The 17182-nt window shown below is 62.9% G+C and carries 16 protein-coding genes; 10 read left to right on the top strand and 6 right to left on the bottom strand.

Annotation, left to right across the window (positions count from 1 at the left end; all coding sequences use genetic code 11):
- Window positions 1-3: 3 nt before the first annotated feature.
- The gene (locus ACVZUB_RS19680) at window positions 4-822 is read right to left on the bottom strand and encodes a shikimate 5-dehydrogenase (protein WP_042447990.1); all 819 of its coding nucleotides are present in this window, start codon (window positions 820-822) and stop codon (window positions 4-6) included.
- A gap of 127 nt (window positions 823-949) precedes the next feature.
- Here ACVZUB_RS19680 and ACVZUB_RS19675 point away from each other — a divergent pair, with 127 nt between their 5' ends.
- Window positions 950-2524 (top strand): molybdopterin-dependent oxidoreductase, encoded by a 1575-nt coding sequence (locus ACVZUB_RS19675; protein WP_058227739.1) that lies wholly within the window; start codon window positions 950-952, stop codon window positions 2522-2524.
- On the opposite strand, the gene ACVZUB_RS19670 is transcribed toward ACVZUB_RS19675, so the two are convergent.
- Window positions 2511-3146: a TetR/AcrR family transcriptional regulator C-terminal domain-containing protein gene (locus ACVZUB_RS19670; protein WP_482627673.1), complete on the bottom strand. Its 636-nt coding sequence runs from the start codon at window positions 3144-3146 to the stop codon at window positions 2511-2513. The genes ACVZUB_RS19675 and ACVZUB_RS19670 overlap by 14 nt on opposite strands.
- 158 nt (window positions 3147-3304) lie before the next feature.
- Between ACVZUB_RS19670 and ACVZUB_RS19665 the strand changes: the two genes are divergently transcribed.
- Window positions 3305-4537 (top strand): metal-dependent hydrolase family protein, encoded by a 1233-nt coding sequence (locus ACVZUB_RS19665; protein ID WP_482627672.1) that lies wholly within the window; start codon window positions 3305-3307, stop codon window positions 4535-4537.
- Window position 4538: 1 nt separating this feature from the next.
- Here the strand turns inward: ACVZUB_RS19665 and ACVZUB_RS19660 are convergent, their stop codons facing one another.
- Both ACVZUB_RS19660 and ACVZUB_RS19655 read right to left on the bottom strand, forming a co-directional pair.
- Window positions 4539-5240, bottom strand: coding sequence for an HNH endonuclease family protein (locus ACVZUB_RS19660; protein ID WP_042923156.1), 702 nt, complete (start codon window positions 5238-5240; stop codon window positions 4539-4541).
- 107 nt (window positions 5241-5347) lie between these two features.
- Window positions 5348-6268, bottom strand: a complete 921-nt coding sequence (locus ACVZUB_RS19655; RefSeq protein WP_482627671.1) for an NADP-dependent oxidoreductase — start codon at window positions 6266-6268, stop codon at window positions 5348-5350.
- A gap of 63 nt (window positions 6269-6331) precedes the next feature.
- On the opposite strand from ACVZUB_RS19655, the gene ACVZUB_RS19650 reads away from it, so the two are divergent.
- From ACVZUB_RS19650 to ACVZUB_RS19640, 3 genes are all read left to right on the top strand, one after another.
- Window positions 6332-9148 (top strand): DEAD/DEAH box helicase, encoded by a 2817-nt coding sequence (locus ACVZUB_RS19650; RefSeq protein WP_482627670.1) that lies wholly within the window; start codon window positions 6332-6334, stop codon window positions 9146-9148.
- Window positions 9145-9918 (top strand): SWIM zinc finger family protein, encoded by a 774-nt coding sequence (locus tag ACVZUB_RS19645; RefSeq protein ID WP_047270178.1) that lies wholly within the window; start codon window positions 9145-9147, stop codon window positions 9916-9918. The genes ACVZUB_RS19650 and ACVZUB_RS19645 overlap by 4 nt, the downstream gene beginning before the upstream one ends.
- Before the next feature lie 149 nt (window positions 9919-10067).
- Complete coding sequence (locus ACVZUB_RS19640; protein WP_007726130.1) at window positions 10068-10817, top strand: GntR family transcriptional regulator; 750 nt, start codon at window positions 10068-10070, stop codon at window positions 10815-10817.
- A gap of 54 nt (window positions 10818-10871) precedes the next feature.
- Here the strand turns inward: ACVZUB_RS19640 and ACVZUB_RS19635 are convergent, their stop codons facing one another.
- A complete protein-coding gene (locus ACVZUB_RS19635; RefSeq protein WP_019749215.1) occupies window positions 10872-11330 on the bottom strand; it encodes a PTS sugar transporter subunit IIA in 459 nt (152 codons plus the stop codon).
- Window positions 11327-11557, bottom strand: coding sequence for a PTS sugar transporter subunit IIB (locus tag ACVZUB_RS19630; protein ID WP_003941324.1), 231 nt, complete (start codon window positions 11555-11557; stop codon window positions 11327-11329). Before ACVZUB_RS19630 ends, ACVZUB_RS19635 begins: the two co-directional genes overlap by 4 nt.
- A 327-nt stretch (window positions 11558-11884) precedes the next feature.
- Here ACVZUB_RS19630 and ACVZUB_RS19625 point away from each other — a divergent pair, with 327 nt between their 5' ends.
- From ACVZUB_RS19625 to nagB, 5 genes are read left to right on the top strand one after another with little or no spacing between them, the layout of a single operon-like run.
- The gene (locus ACVZUB_RS19625; protein WP_003941307.1) at window positions 11885-13228 is read left to right on the top strand and encodes a PTS transporter subunit EIIC; all 1344 of its coding nucleotides are present in this window, start codon (window positions 11885-11887) and stop codon (window positions 13226-13228) included.
- Window positions 13229-13230: 2 nt separating this feature from the next.
- Window positions 13231-13500, top strand: a complete 270-nt coding sequence (locus ACVZUB_RS19620; RefSeq protein WP_003941322.1) for an HPr family phosphocarrier protein — start codon at window positions 13231-13233, stop codon at window positions 13498-13500.
- Complete coding sequence (gene ptsP, locus ACVZUB_RS19615; RefSeq protein WP_482627669.1) at window positions 13500-15173, top strand: phosphoenolpyruvate--protein phosphotransferase; 1674 nt, start codon at window positions 13500-13502, stop codon at window positions 15171-15173. The genes ACVZUB_RS19620 and ptsP overlap by 1 nt, the downstream gene beginning before the upstream one ends.
- Window positions 15170-16414, top strand: a complete 1245-nt coding sequence (locus ACVZUB_RS19610; protein WP_312639382.1) for an amidohydrolase family protein — start codon at window positions 15170-15172, stop codon at window positions 16412-16414. Before ptsP ends, ACVZUB_RS19610 begins: the two co-directional genes overlap by 4 nt.
- Window positions 16402-17181, top strand: coding sequence for a glucosamine-6-phosphate deaminase (gene nagB, locus ACVZUB_RS19605; protein ID WP_007726140.1), 780 nt, complete (start codon window positions 16402-16404; stop codon window positions 17179-17181). Before ACVZUB_RS19610 ends, nagB begins: the two co-directional genes overlap by 13 nt.
- The last annotated feature ends 1 nt before the right edge of the window (window position 17182 follow it).

Below are 17182 nucleotides of genomic sequence, written 5' to 3'. Positions count from 1 at the left end.
TTCCTACGCCCGTGAGTATTCCGACGCTCGCTGGATCTGCTCCGCGCTCGGACGCACGCCGGTGTAGAGCACGAACTGCTCGGCGGCTTGAAGGGCAATGACTGACGCTCCTGTGATCGCCGTTTTGCCGAGTTCGGTCGCCAACGCGATCAGTGGCGTCTTCGCAGGCATCGCGACGACGTCGAAGACGACATCGGCGGCGCGCACTGCGTGCTCGGGGAACGACAGTGCATCTGCTTCTGCGCCGCCGGACATACCGATCGGGGTGGCGTTGATCAGCACACCGGGACGAAGCTCACCGAGTTCGGCCTGCCAGTCGAAGCCGTACTGCTTCGCAAGCGATGACCCCACTTGCTGGTTGCGGGCGATCACGGTGACGTCGGTGAATCCGGTGTCGCGCACCGCGGCGACGACTGCTTTTGCCATGCCACCGCTGCCGGCGACAGCGACGGACAGGCTCGTGTCGACGTTGTTGTCACGCAGTAGATCGGCCACCGCCTGATAGTCGGTGTTGTAGGCGTGCAGCACTCCGGACTCGTTGACGATCGTGTTGACGGAGTCGATGGCGCTGGCCGAATCATGCATGACGTCGATGTGCTCGATGACCTGTTCCTTGAACGGCATCGACACCCCACAGCCTCGAATCCCGAGTGCTCGTATGCCTGCGATCGCGGCTGGCACGTCTTCGGTGGTGAAGGCTTTGTAGACGAAGTTCAAGCCCAATTCTTCGTAGAGGTAATTGTGAAATCTGGTGCCGATGTTGCTCGGTCGCCCGGAGAGCGACATGCACAGGAGCGTGTCCTTGTTGAGGTCGACGGTCATCGTTCCCACTCTAATCGCGAGTTCGGAGTAGTTCTTGATGGAGGAGTGCACCCATCCGGATGGCCCGCAGCGCCGAATGTCGGGTATCCGATCGAAGCACCACTCGCACCGACAGAGCCGAGACGACATGGTCACACAGAACATCGACGAGCACCCGAGCACCGAATCTCGTCCACCGCGTCGTAGATGGGCTGCTCACGCGATCTCCGGGGTCTTGGCCGCGGCTGTCGTCCTGGGCGTCGGTGAACTGGTTGCGTTGCCGATCAACCCGGACGCGTCGCCCTTCTACGCGGTAGGTGCGACTACCGTCGACCGAACGCCGGCGTGGGCTCGCGAGTTCGCGATCGATACTTTCGGTACCAATGACAAGCCGGCGCTGTTCATCGGAATGTCGATCTTGATCGTTCTGCTCGGTGCGGTGGCCGGGCTCCTGGAACGGCGACGCCGCCCGATCGGCAGCGTCATTCTCGTTCTTCTGGGCGCGGTTGGTGTGTATGCGGCGATGCAGCGCCCGACTGCCGATGCGATGTACGTGTTCCCGACGCTGGTCGGTGTGGTGGCGGGCGTCGCAACCTTGCGGTTGCTGATCACACAACTCGAAGTGCCGCTCTCGCCGGGCGTCGCCGACTCGTGGTTGCCTCGTCGTCAGTTCCTTCTGCTGGCAGGTGCGGCGTTGGCAGTGGCTGCGGCAGCGGGTGCCGCCGGGAAGTTCGTGGGTCAGCGAATCGCCGGAGCAGTAGCGAATCGTGAAGACTTTGTCGTGCCCACCGCCGCTGACCCGGCGCCGCCGATCCCGGCGGGTGCGGATATCGCAATTGCGGGTGCGTCGACGTACATCACGCCCAACGACGACTTCTACCGAATCGACACGGCACTCCTCGTTCCGCAATTGACGACGGATTCGTGGGAACTGCGGATTCACGGAATGGTGGACCGCGAGATGACGTTGTCGTTCGACGATCTGGTGGCGCGAACGCCCATCGAGCGGGTCATCACGCTGACGTGTGTCTCGAACGAGGTGGGCGGCGTTCTGGCCGGGAACGCGAAGTGGATCGGTTATCCCATGAAGGACCTGCTCGACGAAGTCGGTGTCCATCCCGACGCCGACATGCTCCTCTCGACCAGCGTCGACGGCTTCACAGTCGGCACCCCGGTCGAGATAGTCACCGACGGCCGTGACGCGATTCTCGCCGTGGCGATGAACGGTGAGCCGTTGCCGTTCGAGCACGGTTATCCCGTTCGGCAGGTGGTTCCGGGGCTGTACGGTTTCGTGTCCGCCACCAAGTGGGTGACGGAGTGGGAGTTGACGCGTTTCGACAAGGTCGAGGCCTATTGGACCCAGCGCGGTTGGGGTGCGCAGGCACCGATCAAGACGTCGTCGCGTATCGAGGTGCCGGCAGCTTTGGCGCCGATCGAGCCGGGCCAGGTGCTGGTGGCGGGAACGGCCTGGGCTCAGCATCGCGGGATCGAGAAGGTCGAGGTTCGCGTCGACAACGGTGAATGGCAACCGGCGACGCTGGCCCAGGAGTACTCGGTCGACACCTGGCGGCAATGGTCGTGGATGTGGGATGCAGGCTCGGGTTTGCACACCGTGCAGGTCAGAGCGACGGATTTGGACGGGAACGTTCAGGTGGAAGAGCGCACTCCGCCGATCCCCGGTGGAGCCACGGGATGGCACACCAGGTCGTTCACCGTGAAGTGACGTCGGAATCCGAATGAGGTTCGGTATACAGACGAACAACGCGCTGAGCCATCCATCCGGCGATCAGGGTTCGCAGGCCGAAGTCGAACGTGTCGTCGGTTCGCAGTGGGGTCGTAGCCTCGCGCGTGATCTCGCTCAGGTTGGAGGATTGAGTCCACGCGACATCCGGCGTCGAGAGTTTCACGACGGATCCGAGAACCAGACTGTCCAGCGTGGAGATTGCGTGACGAGTGTCTGTCGAATCGAAACCCCCGTCCGAAAATGCTTGAACCAGTGCAGTATCGATAGCAAAAGTTACCTCTGTGCGGACGCTTCGTGTCATGAGCAGCGGGATGAGGCGCCAGTGCTCGACCGCAGCTCGGCGATAGGCCCACCCCCACGCGCTGATCCGTTCGCTCCACCCTGCCGGTGGGTGGGGGACAGAGATCGACGACATCACGCGGATGCGCATGAGTTCGACGATCTCGGATCGACCCGAAATATGTGTGTAGAGCGAAGACGGAGTCACGTTCAGTTGCTTGGCGATCCCGGGCATGGTGAAGTCGCCGGTCGCGTCGACAGCATCCAGAGCCGCGTCGGTGATGTTTCGCGTGGACAGTATCGGCTGGGTGGGACGCGGCATCGATTCTCCTGGTGAGGGATTCGTCAGCAATCTCGGACTTCATCGAGTGATGACAACTCCTTGATTTCGGGAGCCGGTATGCATCATACTAACCGAACCCTATTCGGTATGTCGGCGGAATCTTCCGGCGATCGGTACACGTCGGAGGAACATCTAATATGTCTGTCGTATGGCTGACCGGTGCAACGATCATCGACGGGACGGGCGCCGGCCCGATCGAGAACTGCGCTGTTGCTGTGGAAAACGGGCGCATCAGTGCACTCGGTGGCACGCCACCCACGGGGGCGGAGGTGCTGGACTGCACTGGGTTGACAATCACGCCCGGCCTCATCGACGCACACGTTCATCTCGGTGGATCGAGCGATCTCGCACCGAGCCTGCGGCGTCAGATCTCGGTAGCCGAGCTCGCTGCAGACATGTTCGCGACCTGCGCATCGACCCTCGACGGGGGATTCACCACTGTTCGTGACTGCGGCGGAATCGACGGTGGACTCGCCGGAGTTGTCGCCTCGGGCAAGATCCCGGGTCCGCGGATCATTCAGTGCGGCCCGATCCAGTGCCAGACCGGTGGACACGGACACCTGGCGGCCGAATGGGAGCCGACTTCGGACTGGTCCGATCATGACATCCCCGGATTACGGTGTATGTCTCTGCTTTCCGACGGTCCGCACGAAATGCGAAAGAACGTTCGCGAGACGTTCCGCAGGGGTGCGGACTTCCTCAAACTGTGTGTTACCGGGGGAGTGGTATCCACTCATGACAAGCTCACCGATACCCAGTTCACGGTCGACGAGATCGAAGTTGCCGTCGAGGAAGCCAATGCGCGCGGTACCTATGTCACGGTGCATGCTCACAACAACGAGGGAATCCGTAACGCTGTCACTGCCGGCGCGAAATGCGTCGAGCACGGCTCTGATATCGACGACGAGACCGCCAAGTTGATGGCCGAGCACGACGTCGCCTTGGTGCCGACGTTGGCTGTGGTGCAGGCGCTCTCGGACAGCGCGGCGTCAGCAGGTCTACCCGAATCGATTTCGGCTCGGATCGGCCAGATGATGCAGGGTCAGATCGACGGGCTTCTTGCTGCTCGAAATGCCGGCGTCAGAGTGGGCTTGGGATCGGACCTCATCGGTACCGATCAAACGGGCCGTGGGATGGAGTTGGTCCTGCGCGCCAAGGTCGAAACACCCATGGATGCACTGGTTTCCGCTACCCGGATCAACGCCGACATTCTCGGAATCGCCGACGAGGTCGGCACCATCGAAGTCGGTAAGTTCGCCGACCTCGTTGCCTTCCGCGGCAATCCGTTGACGGATCCCTCGATCTTTGCCGATCGTGAGCGGATCGCACTCGTCATCCAGAGTGGGCGAGTGGTGAAGGACTGCCGCTAGATCAGCAGCGAGTGGCAAGGTCCGTCAGGGTCGAATGATCAGCTCGGCTGACTGGTAAGCCATAGGAAATCGCGACGGTCAGGTACTTGCCGGCGTAGAAGCATCGGTAAGCAGGATCGGGCGGCAACCAGTCACTGGGCGTGCTGTCGCCTTTCGCCTGGTTGTCGGGGCCGTTGACGGCCAACAGGTTCAGAGACATGTCGTTCGCGAACCTCATCCGCAACGCAGGAGTCCAGGAGTTCGCGCCGAAGTCCCAGGCCGCGGCGAGCGGGAAGACGTGGTCGATCTGGACGGACTTGGCCTGGCTGCGTTCGAATTCGATGCGATCTCCGGAGTACGGGTCGGTCATCGCGCCGGACAGTACGACGCAGTCACGTGTTCCTGGTTTGAACACCACGTCCGAGAGATCTTGGGCCAGGACGTTGTTGCGGGTATCGCACCCGTCGTGGCCACCAGGTGCGTCCTGGTCGTCGGACCACGCGGGGCCGAAGACGCAGGCCTCGCCGTTACCGCAGCCGCGCTGGTATCCACCCGGATGTGGTCGGGTGTCGACAATCGCGGTCCGGGACAGCAACTCTTCCAGTTCCGATCGCGTGGGGCTGCCAGGGGCCGACTCGAGACGCTCGTCCCCGAACCATCCGCAGGACGCGACGAGACATACGAGCGCGAGCGTCGACAGGATCGCAAATAACCGTGCAACCACCTGTGCCCCCGTCCGTCGTAGACGGTGATTCAACGCCGCCCGTCGTAGACGGTGATTCAACGCCGTCCGTCGTAGACGGTGATTGAACCATCGGGGGCCGACAGGAATCAGCCGAACTCGATCACCACTTTGCCGGCGGCATGGCCGTCTTCGACTGCAGCGAGCGCTTCCCCAGCGCGGGAGAATGGGTACCGCCCGGACACGGACGGGTCGAGGATCCCGTCGGCCACGAGCGCCGCGATCTCCGTGAATACTGCTGTAGTTCTTCGGCGTTCGACACCACCGCCGCCGAGTCGGCTCGCCGCCAGAGGATCGGCGATGCTCAGGATCGGTGCGTCCGGTCGGGCGAGCTCAGCGCCGCGAGTGAGAGTGTCCCCGCCGACCAGGTCGAAAACCGCGTCCACTCCGACTGGGGACAACGCGGACACGTCGTCTGCGAAGCCGTCCCCCGACGCAACCCAACGTGCTCCCGCTTCCTCGATCGCGGTTCTCTTGGACTCGCTCGCGACACCGATCACGTTGATACTCCGCGCCAGAGCAAGCGCGATCGTGCTGCGACCAACGCCGCCGCCGGCGCCGAGCAGCAGGAGTGTCGCCCCGGGTTTCAGACCGAGATCGTGGAGTGCGTCGTAGGCCGTTCCTGCCGCAACCGTCAGCACTGCGGCATCGGCCCAGGACACGGTAGGCGGCTTGTGTGCTGTCGAGGAGACGTTGAGCAATGTCGACGCGGCGTAGCCGCCGAAGCCGGTCGCGGTAGCGCCGAACACTTCGTCGCCGACCTCGAACTCGGTGACCCTCGGACCTACTCCGATGACAACACCGGACACTTCGCGGCCCAGAACCGCAGGCAGCGTCACCGGGACAGTATCTTTTCGAGTACCCGCGCGAACTTTCCAGTCAGCGGGGTTGGCGCCCGCCGCTCGGACCGACACCAGCAGTTGGCCGGCACCGGGCGGGGGCAAGGTGACGTCGAAGTAGGACTGTGTGTCGGGTCCGCCGTACTCGGTGAAGCCGTATGCCGTCGTCATGCCTGCCAGCCTATTGCCCGGTAGGCGGGAAGTGGTGTCGGTGGCACCTGATTGGATGGTCGGATGCTGCATGGACTCTGGTCACCGGGATCGGGGCTCAAACTGTGGGTCGACGGGCACGAGGGTGCCGGGACCGACGATCCCCGTGATCCGGTCAGTGCTGTCCTGCATCGCAAGTTCCGTCATCGTGTGAATGTCGCTATGCCGCCCGTACCTGGCGGGCCTTTGCAGAGTGAGTACGCAGCTGTTGCGTTGGCGCCGCCGGACGCAGTCGATCTCCTGCTGCGGTTCAAGGCCGACGATCAGCGAATTGCGGGAGACCTGCACTTTCTCGTACATGTGGCGCGAGGAATAGACCGGTGGGTGCGCGCCGGACGGGTGGTCCCCGCACTGACGCGGGCTGAAGGAAGTTGGTGGCCACGCTGGCAGTTGTCGGTGGGGGAACGCCAGCGCGCCTGGATCGGCGAACTGGTCGTGGCGATGCCGCCGGTGCAGCGGGCGGTCGGTTCGCCGAGGGCGACGATCGAAGACATCACGAACGAACTCACGGACCCGATCGTTCGTCGTGCTCTCGGGGACTCACATCCGGTGGTGCAGACCCCGCTGTGGCAGGCCGTGTTGTCCGGGGACGCTTTCGACGACGTGTCGGTACGAGCGGCCGAGGGACTCGCCGAATGGGGGTCGACGTTCACCGCCGGAGAGCCGGACTTGGTTCTGCGGCTGATCGAGCCTGAACTCGACGACAATTCCGATCCCGACGACGATGCGCTGTGGCGTCTGCAAGTGTGTTTGCGTCCTGAAGGTGAAGCGCCCGAACGTGTTCGACTGCACCGGGCAGATCCCAAACGTATCCAGCTCGGCAGCCGCAAGCTCGAAGACGCAATCAAGGCTTACCCACGTTTTCGCGACGTGCCGCGTGACGAGGACAGCCTCGACCTGTTGCTGCCCACACCTGTCGTGATGGACCTGGTCGGACACGGCGCGATTGTCCTGCGAGAGCGAGGGATCACGCTGCTGCTTCCTCGCGCATGGAACGTGGTGTCTCCATCCCTGCGTGTGCGCGTGACCTCGGCAGCATCTCCGATCGTTGCGGAGAATCGTACGGTCGGTATGGACCAATTGCTGGAATACGATTGGGAATTGGCGCTCGGAGACAAGGTACTCACCGCCGAGGAAATGATCCGACTCGTCGATGCGAAGTCCGATCTGGTCCAGTTGCGCGGCGAGTGGGTTCAGGCGGACAAAGACGTCCTGGCCCGCGCGGCTCGTTTTGTCAGTCAGCGGCACTCGAGCGGGGACCGAGCGATCGTCGATCTGATCAAGGACTTGATCGCCGACGACCTCAAAGACCTGCCGGTCGATGAAGTGAAAGCAACCGGATGGGCCTCGGCACTGCTCGACCAGTCGGTGGCTCCGCGGCAGGTCGCGGTACCGTCGACGGTCAACGCGACTTTGCGTCCGTATCAACGACGCGGTCTCGACTGGTTGGCGTACATGAGTGCCCTCGGGCTCGGCGCCGTTCTGGCCGACGACATGGGTCTGGGTAAGACGCTGCAACTGTTGGCGTTACTTGCGCACGAGAAGTCCAAGACAGCAACACTTTTGGTGTGCCCGATGTCGGTCGTGGGAAACTGGCAGCGTGAAGCGGCGCGATTTGTACCGAGCTTGCGCGTCTACGTTCATCACGGTTCGGATCGCGCTACCGGGGCGGAGTTGGAACAGGCAGTTCGTGAGAGTGACCTCGTGATCACCACCTACGCGCTCATGACCCGCGACGTCGCGGCCCTCAAGGATCTCGACTGGCGGCGCGTAGTGCTCGACGAGGCTCAACACATCAAGAACGCCAAGACATCTCAGGCCCGCGCTGCTCGCAGCATCCCCGCGGATCATCGCGTTGCTCTGACCGGAACGCCGGTGGAGAACCGACTGGACGAGCTGCGGTCAATCCTCGATTTTGCCAATCGCGGTGTACTCGGCTCGGAGCAGATGTTCCGCAAAAGGTTTGTCGTACCGATCGAGCGGGAAAAAGATCAGCTTGCCGTCTCGCGACTGCGAGCCGTCACGTCCCCCTTTGTGCTGCGGCGCGTGAAGACCGATCCCGCCGTGATCGCGGATCTCCCGGAGAAGTTGGAGATGACGGTTCGAGCGAATCTCAGCGAAGAGCAGGCCGCGTTGTACCGCGCCGTGGTGGACGAGATGATGGCGCAGATCAAGGGGACGGAAGGGATGAAGCGCAAGGGCGCCGTCCTGTCTGCGCTGACCAAACTCAAACAGGTGTGCAATCATCCCGCGCACTTCCTGCGCGACGGTTCGCCGGTGATGCGCCGCGGGCAACACCGTTCGGGAAAGCTCGGACTGGTCGAGGACATCGTCGAGTCGGTCATCGGCGACGACGAGAAGGTTCTGTTGTTCACACAGTTTCGTGAGTTCGGCGAATTGGTGGTGCCGTACCTGGCCGACCGGTTCACCACCGAAGTTCCGTTTCTCCACGGCGGAGTGTCGAAAGCCGGGCGCGACGCCATGGTCGAGGCATTCCAAGGTGAAGGCGGCCCGCCCATCATGGTGCTCTCGCTCAAGGCCGGCGGCACGGGTCTGAATCTCACGGCGGCCAACCATGTGGTTCACCTCGACAGATGGTGGAACCCGGCGGTAGAGAACCAGGCGACGGACCGTGTCTTCCGCATCGGTCAGAGAAAGAACGTTCAGGTACGCAAGATGGTGTGCGTCGGAACCTTGGAAGAGCGAATCGACACGATGATCGCGAGTAAAAGTGAACTCGCCGAACTTGCAGTCGGGACCGGTGAGAACTGGGTGACGGAGATGAGCGTCGAGCAACTGGACGAGTTGTTGCGACTCGGCGACGACGCGGTGGGCGAATGAGTCCGCGCGGTAAAGGCCCCGATTTCAGTGAGTACACCGGGCCTCGACGGCGAGCACCCGCGCCGGTCAAGCCTCGTCCAGCGTTCGGGAGGACGTTCTGGGGCAAGGCTTTTGTTCGGGTCGTCGAAGAGATCGGCGACAAACCTCGTGTCACGCGTGGGCGAACGTATGCGCGTTCGGGTCAGGTCTTGGCGCTCGACATCGAACCAGGAGTGGTGACGGCCGAGGTTCAGGGCAGCCAACTTCAACCGTTCGTTTCCACGCTGTCGATCGACACCCTTGACCAATCGGATATCGACGACATCATCACCAAGATCCGCCGCGTGCCGGGAAGTCTTGCCGCACTGGTGTCCGGCGTTGTCCCGGACATGCTTGCTGCTCAACTGATACCGGACGGCCCGTCGGCTTTTCGCTTCGACTGCACCTGCCCCGATGTCGGTTGGCCGTGCAAACACGCTGCGGCCGTGGCGTTCTTGACCGCGGAGCGAATCGACACCGATCCGCTCAGGTTGCTGAGACTTCGCGGGGTCGACCTGGAGCAGTTGATCGGGGGAGTGGAAGACGAGTCGACTGTTTCGGTGGACGTCGAGAATTGGTTCGGAATCGCGGCTGCCCTCCCTGCGCTACCGAAGGTGCCTTTTCGCGCGGCGATCGACGATCTGGATATCAGGCGGTTGCGCGAGGCGGTTGCGGCATTGGGATTGGACATGGCTCAGCAGAACGTCGCCTTGGACGAAATACGGTCCATCTACCGACGGTTGGACGGTTGAAATCGGACAACTCCGGACTGGTGCTAGTTTCCTGTCGTAAATTCCAGTATCGTTAATTGGACCGGTCCGGTCGGGACCTGCCTGCGATTTCAGGTCGTTGTCGTCGGCGAATAGACGACTATTCATTTCTCGGAGGGACAGTCGCTGTGATGCCCGTTCATTTGCGCGACAGCGCAATACCCAAACACGAACAGTTGCGCACCATTCTCCTGCGCAAGTGCACCCAAGAACTCCAGCCTGGCGACTTGATGACCAGCGAGCGAAACCTGATGCAGGACTACGGCGTCAGTCGGATCACCGTTCGCGAGGCAATCGGGCAACTGGTCAATGACGGACACCTCGTTCGCGTGCGTGGCAAGGGAACCTTCGTTGCGCACCGTGCTGTCCAATCCAAGCTGCACCTTGCATCCTTCACCGAGGAAATGCGCGCCCAGGGGCATCACCCCACGACAGTGGTCCTGGTCAGCGAACAGGGGCCGGTCCCCGAAAACACTGCTGCCGCACTGAATATGCGACCGGGTTCCGACGGTTACCACGTCAAGCGCTTGCGCCTTGCCGACGGCGAGCCGGTGAGCGTGGACGACGGCTGGTTCAATCCCGAACTGTTGCCGGGTTTACTCGACATGGACTTGACGGGTTCGATCTATCGGGCAACCGCCGACAAGTACGACAAGCCGATCGATCGGGCAGAGCAGACAGTCAGTGCCGATGGTGCCAGTACGGAGATCGCGACTCTCCTGGGCACTCGTAAGGGCGCTCCGGTTCTGTACTTCGATCGAGTGTCGTTCAGCGAGATCGCACCGGTCGAGCACACTCGCAGTTGGTACCGATCCGACCGCTACCAGTTGCAGATGGAAGTCCAGGGCCAAGCGCGGCCCAAAACGCGCGGCGACCAATAGTCATCGTTCGAAGCGAAAGGGCGAGCACACCTTCCGGTGTGCTCGCCCTTTGCGTTACGCCGACCAGTCGAACAGAGTGTCGCCAGTGGCGACGTCCCCACCGACGGAAGGGGATTCGACGGTGTCCGGTTTGGAATCCATCACGACTACCGGGCAGATCGCCGAGTAACCGGTCGTGTCGATGTGCGCTGGATCGAAGCTGACAATGGGATCACCCGCATCGACGGTGTCACCCTCGGCGGCGATGAGGGTGAATCCGTCGCCTTCCAGCTTGACCGTGTCGATGCCGATATGGACCAGCACGCCGGTGGCCTTCTCGCCGAAGATCACGAACGCGTGGGGGTGAAGTTTCAGGATCTTTCCGCTGATCGGCGCCACGACCGTGAGTGGGCCCTGACCGCGAGCGGGTTCGATCGCGACGCCCGAGCCGACCATCTGCTGAGCGAACACCGGGTCCGGTACGTCAGCGAGTGCGACGACCCGACCGGGGAGCGGGGCGAGGACGACCGTCACAGGATGTCCTCGATGTCCTCGGCAAGGGTGTCGGCCTCGGGCCCGACGATGACCTGGACAACCGTTCCGGCCTTGAGTACGCCGTGTGCGCCGGCAGCCTTGAGAGCGGACTCGTTCACCTTCGCTCCGTCCTTGACCTCGGTACGCAGGCGGGTGATGCAAGCCTCGATCTCGACGATGTTCTCTGCGCCGCCGAGGCCCTTGATGATTGCTTCCGCTTTCGACATTTGCTGCTCCTGATTGTCGGGTTGGTCGTGATCGTTGAACGGTCGTGCAGGTGGGCTGACTAGTTGCTGGTCAAGGCTATCCCGGTTACGTATGTCACATTTGGGTGTTGACAACTCGCCTCCACCAGGTAAAACTACAACTGGTTATGACCGGACAGTACCCGTTGGAAGTCCGGCTCCACAACAGTTTCGACAAAACGGTTTCGGCCTCACTTCCGAGCAAGAACCGTGACCTGCATTTTCACGAAACCTGCACGTGTACGACACCCGAATTTCCAGAACCAGCGGCCGATCGCGACGCGGCCCGGCGAACGAAGAAGGTCCTTGATGACTCTCGAAGACACCCCGAAGAAGGAATCGAAAGTGTTCGCCGGGGTTCAACGCCTCGGCCGAAGCTTGATGCTTCCGATCGCCGTTCTGCCGGCTGCGGGAATCTTGCTCCGCCTCGGCCAGGACGACCTGCTCGGGCGATTCAGTTCGATGCACAGTGCTGCTGCAGTGATCTCTGCGGCAGGACAAGCAGTCTTCACGTGGCTGCCGCTGATCTTCGCCGTCGGTATCGCGATCGGCTGGGCCAAGAAGGCCGACGGATCGACTGCCTTGGCAGCCGTCGTCGGCTACATGGTGATCGACGGCGTGTTCAAGGCGATGTCGCCGATCGTCCTCGAAGGGAAGACGGACCCGAACGGGGATCAATCCCTGATCAACTACGGTGTGCTCGCCGGTATCGTGATGGGCTTGCTGTCGGCGATCTTGTGGCAGCGGTTCTATCGAACGAAGCTTCCCGATTATCTCGGGTTCTTCAACGGGCGCAGGCTCGTTCCCATCCTGACAGCGATCACCGGTCTTGTGGTCGGTGTCCTGATGGCATTCGTGTACCCCTTGTTCAACTCCGGCCTCAACTGGGTCGGTGAAGCAGTTGCTTCCAATACCGTTGTGGGCGGCGGCATTTACGGCGCAGCGAACCGCCTCCTGATCCCCACGGGCCTGCACCACATCTTGAACTCCGCCGTGTGGTTCCTGATCGGCGACTACCAGGACGCGAGCGGTCAAATCGTTCGCGGTGACCTCAACCGGTTCTTCGCCGGCGACCCCTCCGCCGGTACGTTCATGACCGGCTTCTTCCCGATCATGATGTTCGCCCTCCCCGCTGCAGCCTTCGCAATCTGGCGTAACGCCAAGCCTTCTCAGAAGAAGCTCGTCGGCGGCATCATGCTCTCCACCGGCCTGACCGCATTCCTCACCGGTATCACCGAGCCGCTCGAATTCTCCTTCATGTTCGTCGCGTGGCCCCTGTACGTCATCCACTCGCTCCTGACCGGAACGTCGATGGCCTTGGTCAATGCGCTCGGGATTCACGACGGATTCACGTTCTCCGCAGGCTTCTTCGACTACGTGTTGAACTTCGGCAAGGCAACCAACGCATGGATGTTGATCCCGATCGGACTCGGCTACGCCGTGATCTACTACTTCCTTTTCAGCTTCGTCATCAAGAAGTGGAATCTGCGCACGCCAGGACGAGAAGAAGAGGTCGAGGTGGCTGCAGGTGAGCCCGACCCAGCGCTGCTCGAAGCCGAACTGGCACTGGCTGCCGAAGGTGACAGCCGCACCGACGCCCCGCTCGTCGCCGAACTGGAAAACAAGCTCGACAAGGAACTGGAAGGACGCTGAACATGGCGATCGCAACCACGACAATCGGATCCCGCGTCGGACTCCACGCACGACCCGCAGCGCTCTTCGCGCGCGCCGCAGCCGATCTACCGGTAGACGTCACCATCGCGCTCGGCGACGGCGAACCCGTCGATGCCTCCAGCATGTTGTCTGTCATGACTCTCGGTGCAGCATTCGGGGATTCGGTGACCTTGCGTGCTGACGGTGACGGCGCCGACGCTGCGGTCGGTTCGCTCGCAGAGCTTCTCGCATCCGAACTGGACGAAGCCTGATGACGGCGAGTGTGGACAACCGCATCGCGGGTATCGGAGTGAGCGCGGGTTCGGTCTGCGCGCCGTGGTTGCGATTCTCCACGCCTGAGCCGACCTCGGCGTCGGACCCGATCACAGGCAGTCCCGAGGCGGAGCTGATCAGGATCCGTGAGGCACTGGACGCCGTCGCGGAGGAACTGCTCTCGCGTGCAAAGGCAGTCGAGGGCGTCTCCGCGGAGATCCTGACGACGTCGGCTGCGATGGCGCGCGACGCGGGCATCGTGAAGGCGGCCAAGGCGAACCTGGAATCGGGGCTGCCGACTGCACACGCCGTCGCAGTCGCCTTCGACGCCTTCTGTGAAAAGCTCACGGCGCTCGGCGGGTACATGGCCGAACGGGCAACCGATCTGCGCGATCTCGGGCAGCGAGCCGTGGCCGTTCTTCGAGGGGAGCCGATGCCCGGAATCCCCGCTCCCGGTCATCCGTACATCCTGGTGGCGCGCGACCTCGCTCCGGCGGATACAGCGACGTTGGGCACCAGTGACGTGGTCGGATTGTTGACTGCCGAAGGAGGTCCGACCAGCCACACCGCAATCTTGGCGAAGTCGCTCGGAATCCCGGCCGTGGTCAACTGCTCGGGAACCGATCTGCTGGCGGAGGGAAAACTTCTCATCCTCGACGGCACCACCGGGACGGTCACCATCGATCCCTCGGCAGAAATGCGCGAGCGCGCTGTCCTCGAAGCATCGTTCGTGGCAGAGCAGTCGGCTTCGGCACAGGGTCCAGGACGCACGCGTGACGGGTTCGCGGTGAGGTTGTCGGCCAACATCGGAACCCTCGAGGACGCCGCGCGGGCCGGAGCGGCGGATTGCGAGGGCGTCGGACTGTTCCGTACCGAATTCTCGTATCTCGGGCGTCACGACGCGCCGTCGGTGGAGGAGCAAGCACAGACGTACGCGTCGGTGCTCGGGCACTTCGCCGGACAGAAGGTGGTGGTCCGCACTCTCGATTCGGGTTCGGACAAGCCGTTGCCGTTTCTCGATCTCGGGATCGAGGAGAATCCGGCCCTTGGTATCCGCGGGCTCCGTGTCGGCACGGTTTATCCCGACACGCTCATCAGCCAGCTCGACGCCCTCGCGGCGGCAGGCAATGCGACGGGTGCCGATCTGTGGGTCATGGCGCCGATGGTAGCTACGGCCGACGAGGCGAAAGACTTTGCAGAACTTGCGCGTTCGCGGGGGATCGGCAAGGTCGGAGCGATGATCGAGGTTCCAGCTGCAGCGTTGCGGGCGAAGGATATCCTCGAGCACCTCGATTTTGTCAGTATCGGTACCAATGATCTGAGCCAGTACACCTGCGCCGTGGATCGTATGGCCGGAGGCCTGGCGCAACTGCTCGATCCGTGGCAGCCGGCGGTCCTCGATCTGATCGCGATGGTCGGTCAGGCGGGCGCCGATGCCGGAAAACCTGTTGGTGTGTGCGGAGAATCCGCGTCTGACCCGCTGTTGGCTCCGGTTCTGGTCGGTTTGGGCGTGACGAGTCTGTCGATGTCGGTCCCGGCATTGGGCGCAGTTCGCGCGCAACTGGCCTCTCTCGATCTGGCGGTGTGCAAGGACATGGCCGCGGCGGCGCGGGGCGCGCGAAACCCGATCGAGGGTAGAGCGGCCGTCGCGCGGATTCGCGAGTCGGCATGAGTACATCAGGCTCGGCTGCTGCTGTCGGCGATCCGATCGTATTGCGGGGAACGGTGATCGGATCTCCGGCCGGGAAGATTCACGACGGAGTCGTCGTCGTGGACGGCGAAAAGATCAGTTGGGTCGGCTCGGCTGCGGACTACGTGGCTTCCGCACCTGTCGTCGTCATTCCGGAACGCACCGACACGGTGATCATGCCCGGCTTGATCGATGTCCACAGCCACGGCGCCGCGGGCGCCGGTTTCCCGAACACCGACGCCGATGGAGCGAGCCGCGCGGCGGCGCATCATTGTGAGCACGGCACGACCGGAATGCTGGCCAGCCTGGTCTCCGCACCGCGCGCAGATCTGGTGCGACAAGCAACGATGCTCGCCGATCTGGTCGAACGCGGAGAACTTCTGGGTATCCACCTCGAGGGGCCGTTCATCAACGGCGTCCGCTGCGGTGCCCAGGATCCGGCAGCGATCATTCCCGGTGATCCGGATCTGCTCGAAGCCGTGTGTGACGCTGCGCGGGGGACCGTGCGGTCCATGACCTTGGCGCCCGAGACCGAGAATTTCGAAGAGTTGCTCGCGATCATGCGTCATCGCAACATCGTGCCGAGTTTCGGTCACACCGATGCCGACGCGGCAACGACGTCGGCGCGCATCGATGCTGCGGTGCACGGGGATTGGGCCGGACAGATCAGCGCGACCCACCTCTTCAACGGGATGCCGCCCCTGCACCATCGATCTCCGGGTCCCGTCGCGGCGTGCCTGGCGGCTGCCGCGAGAGGCGAGATGGTGGTGGAACTGATCGCAGACGGTGTGCATCTTGCGCCCGAGACCGTGTCGATGGTCTTCGACGCTGTCGGACCGGACCAGATCGCCTTGGTCAGCGATTCGATGGCCGCTGCGGGAATGGACGACGGCGACTACCAACTCGGTGCGCTCGACGTCACCGTACAGGCGGGCGTCGCACGGCTCGCGACGACCGACGGCTCGGTCGGCGCGATCGCCGGAGGGACCGCGAGGTTGCTCGACGTGCTGCGCAGCACCGTCTTCGACGGCGGCGTCGCGCTGGAAGACGCTGTCGCAGCGGCAACTCGGAGCCCAGCGCATCTGCTGGGGCTCGGCGACCTGATCGGATCGCTGGCCGTGGGCTGCCGAGCCGACATCCTGATCACCGATCGTCACTTGCGCCTGGGGCGTGTACTACTCGGCGGAAAAGTCGCCGGAAAGGAAAAATCATGGAAATCGTAATTCAGCCGACACCCGCGGAGGTCGACTCGACCGTCGCGGACATCGTCGAAGGCTACGTCAGAGCCGGGGCGACGACGCTCGGTCTCGCAACGGGGTCGTCGCCGATCGGAACCTATCGTGAACTGGCAGCGAGGCATCGCGACGCCGAACTCGACTTCTCGCTGGCTCGGGCATTCCTGCTCGACGAGTACCTGGGATTGCCGAAACGCCATCCGCAGTCGTACTACTCGGTGATTCGGTCGGAGTTCGTCGATCACGTCAACCTGGATCCCGCGATGGTGTCCAGTCCCAACGGTGAAGCGCCGTGCCCGGAGCAGGAGATCGCCCGGTACGACCAGAGCATCGCGGCGGCCGGGGGAGTGGACGTGCAGTTGCTCGGCATCGGTACCGACGGCCACATCGGCTTCAACGAGCCCGGATCGTCGTTGACCTCGAGAACCCGCGTGAAGACGCTGACCGAGCAGACCCGGATCGACAACGCACGCTTCTTCGACGGTGTGGACGACGTCCCACATCACGTGCTCACCCAGGGGCTCGGAACCATCAGCGATGCAAGGCATCTGGTGATGATCGCGACCGGAGAAGGCAAGGCTGACGCGATCGCCGCTGCCGTCGAAGGTCCGTTGTCTGCTTTCTGCCCGGCTTCGGTGATGCAATTGCATCGCCATGTCACCGTCGTCATCGACGAAGCTGCGGCCAGTTCACTCAAACTTGCCGACTACTACCGGTATGCGCTCGAACACAAGCCGTCGTGGCAGTCCTTCTGAC

Source organism: Rhodococcus sp. OS5, from assembly GCF_056837585.1.
The sequence above is the reverse complement of the archived record's forward strand: the minus strand, read 5'-3'. Positions and strand labels throughout refer to the sequence as shown.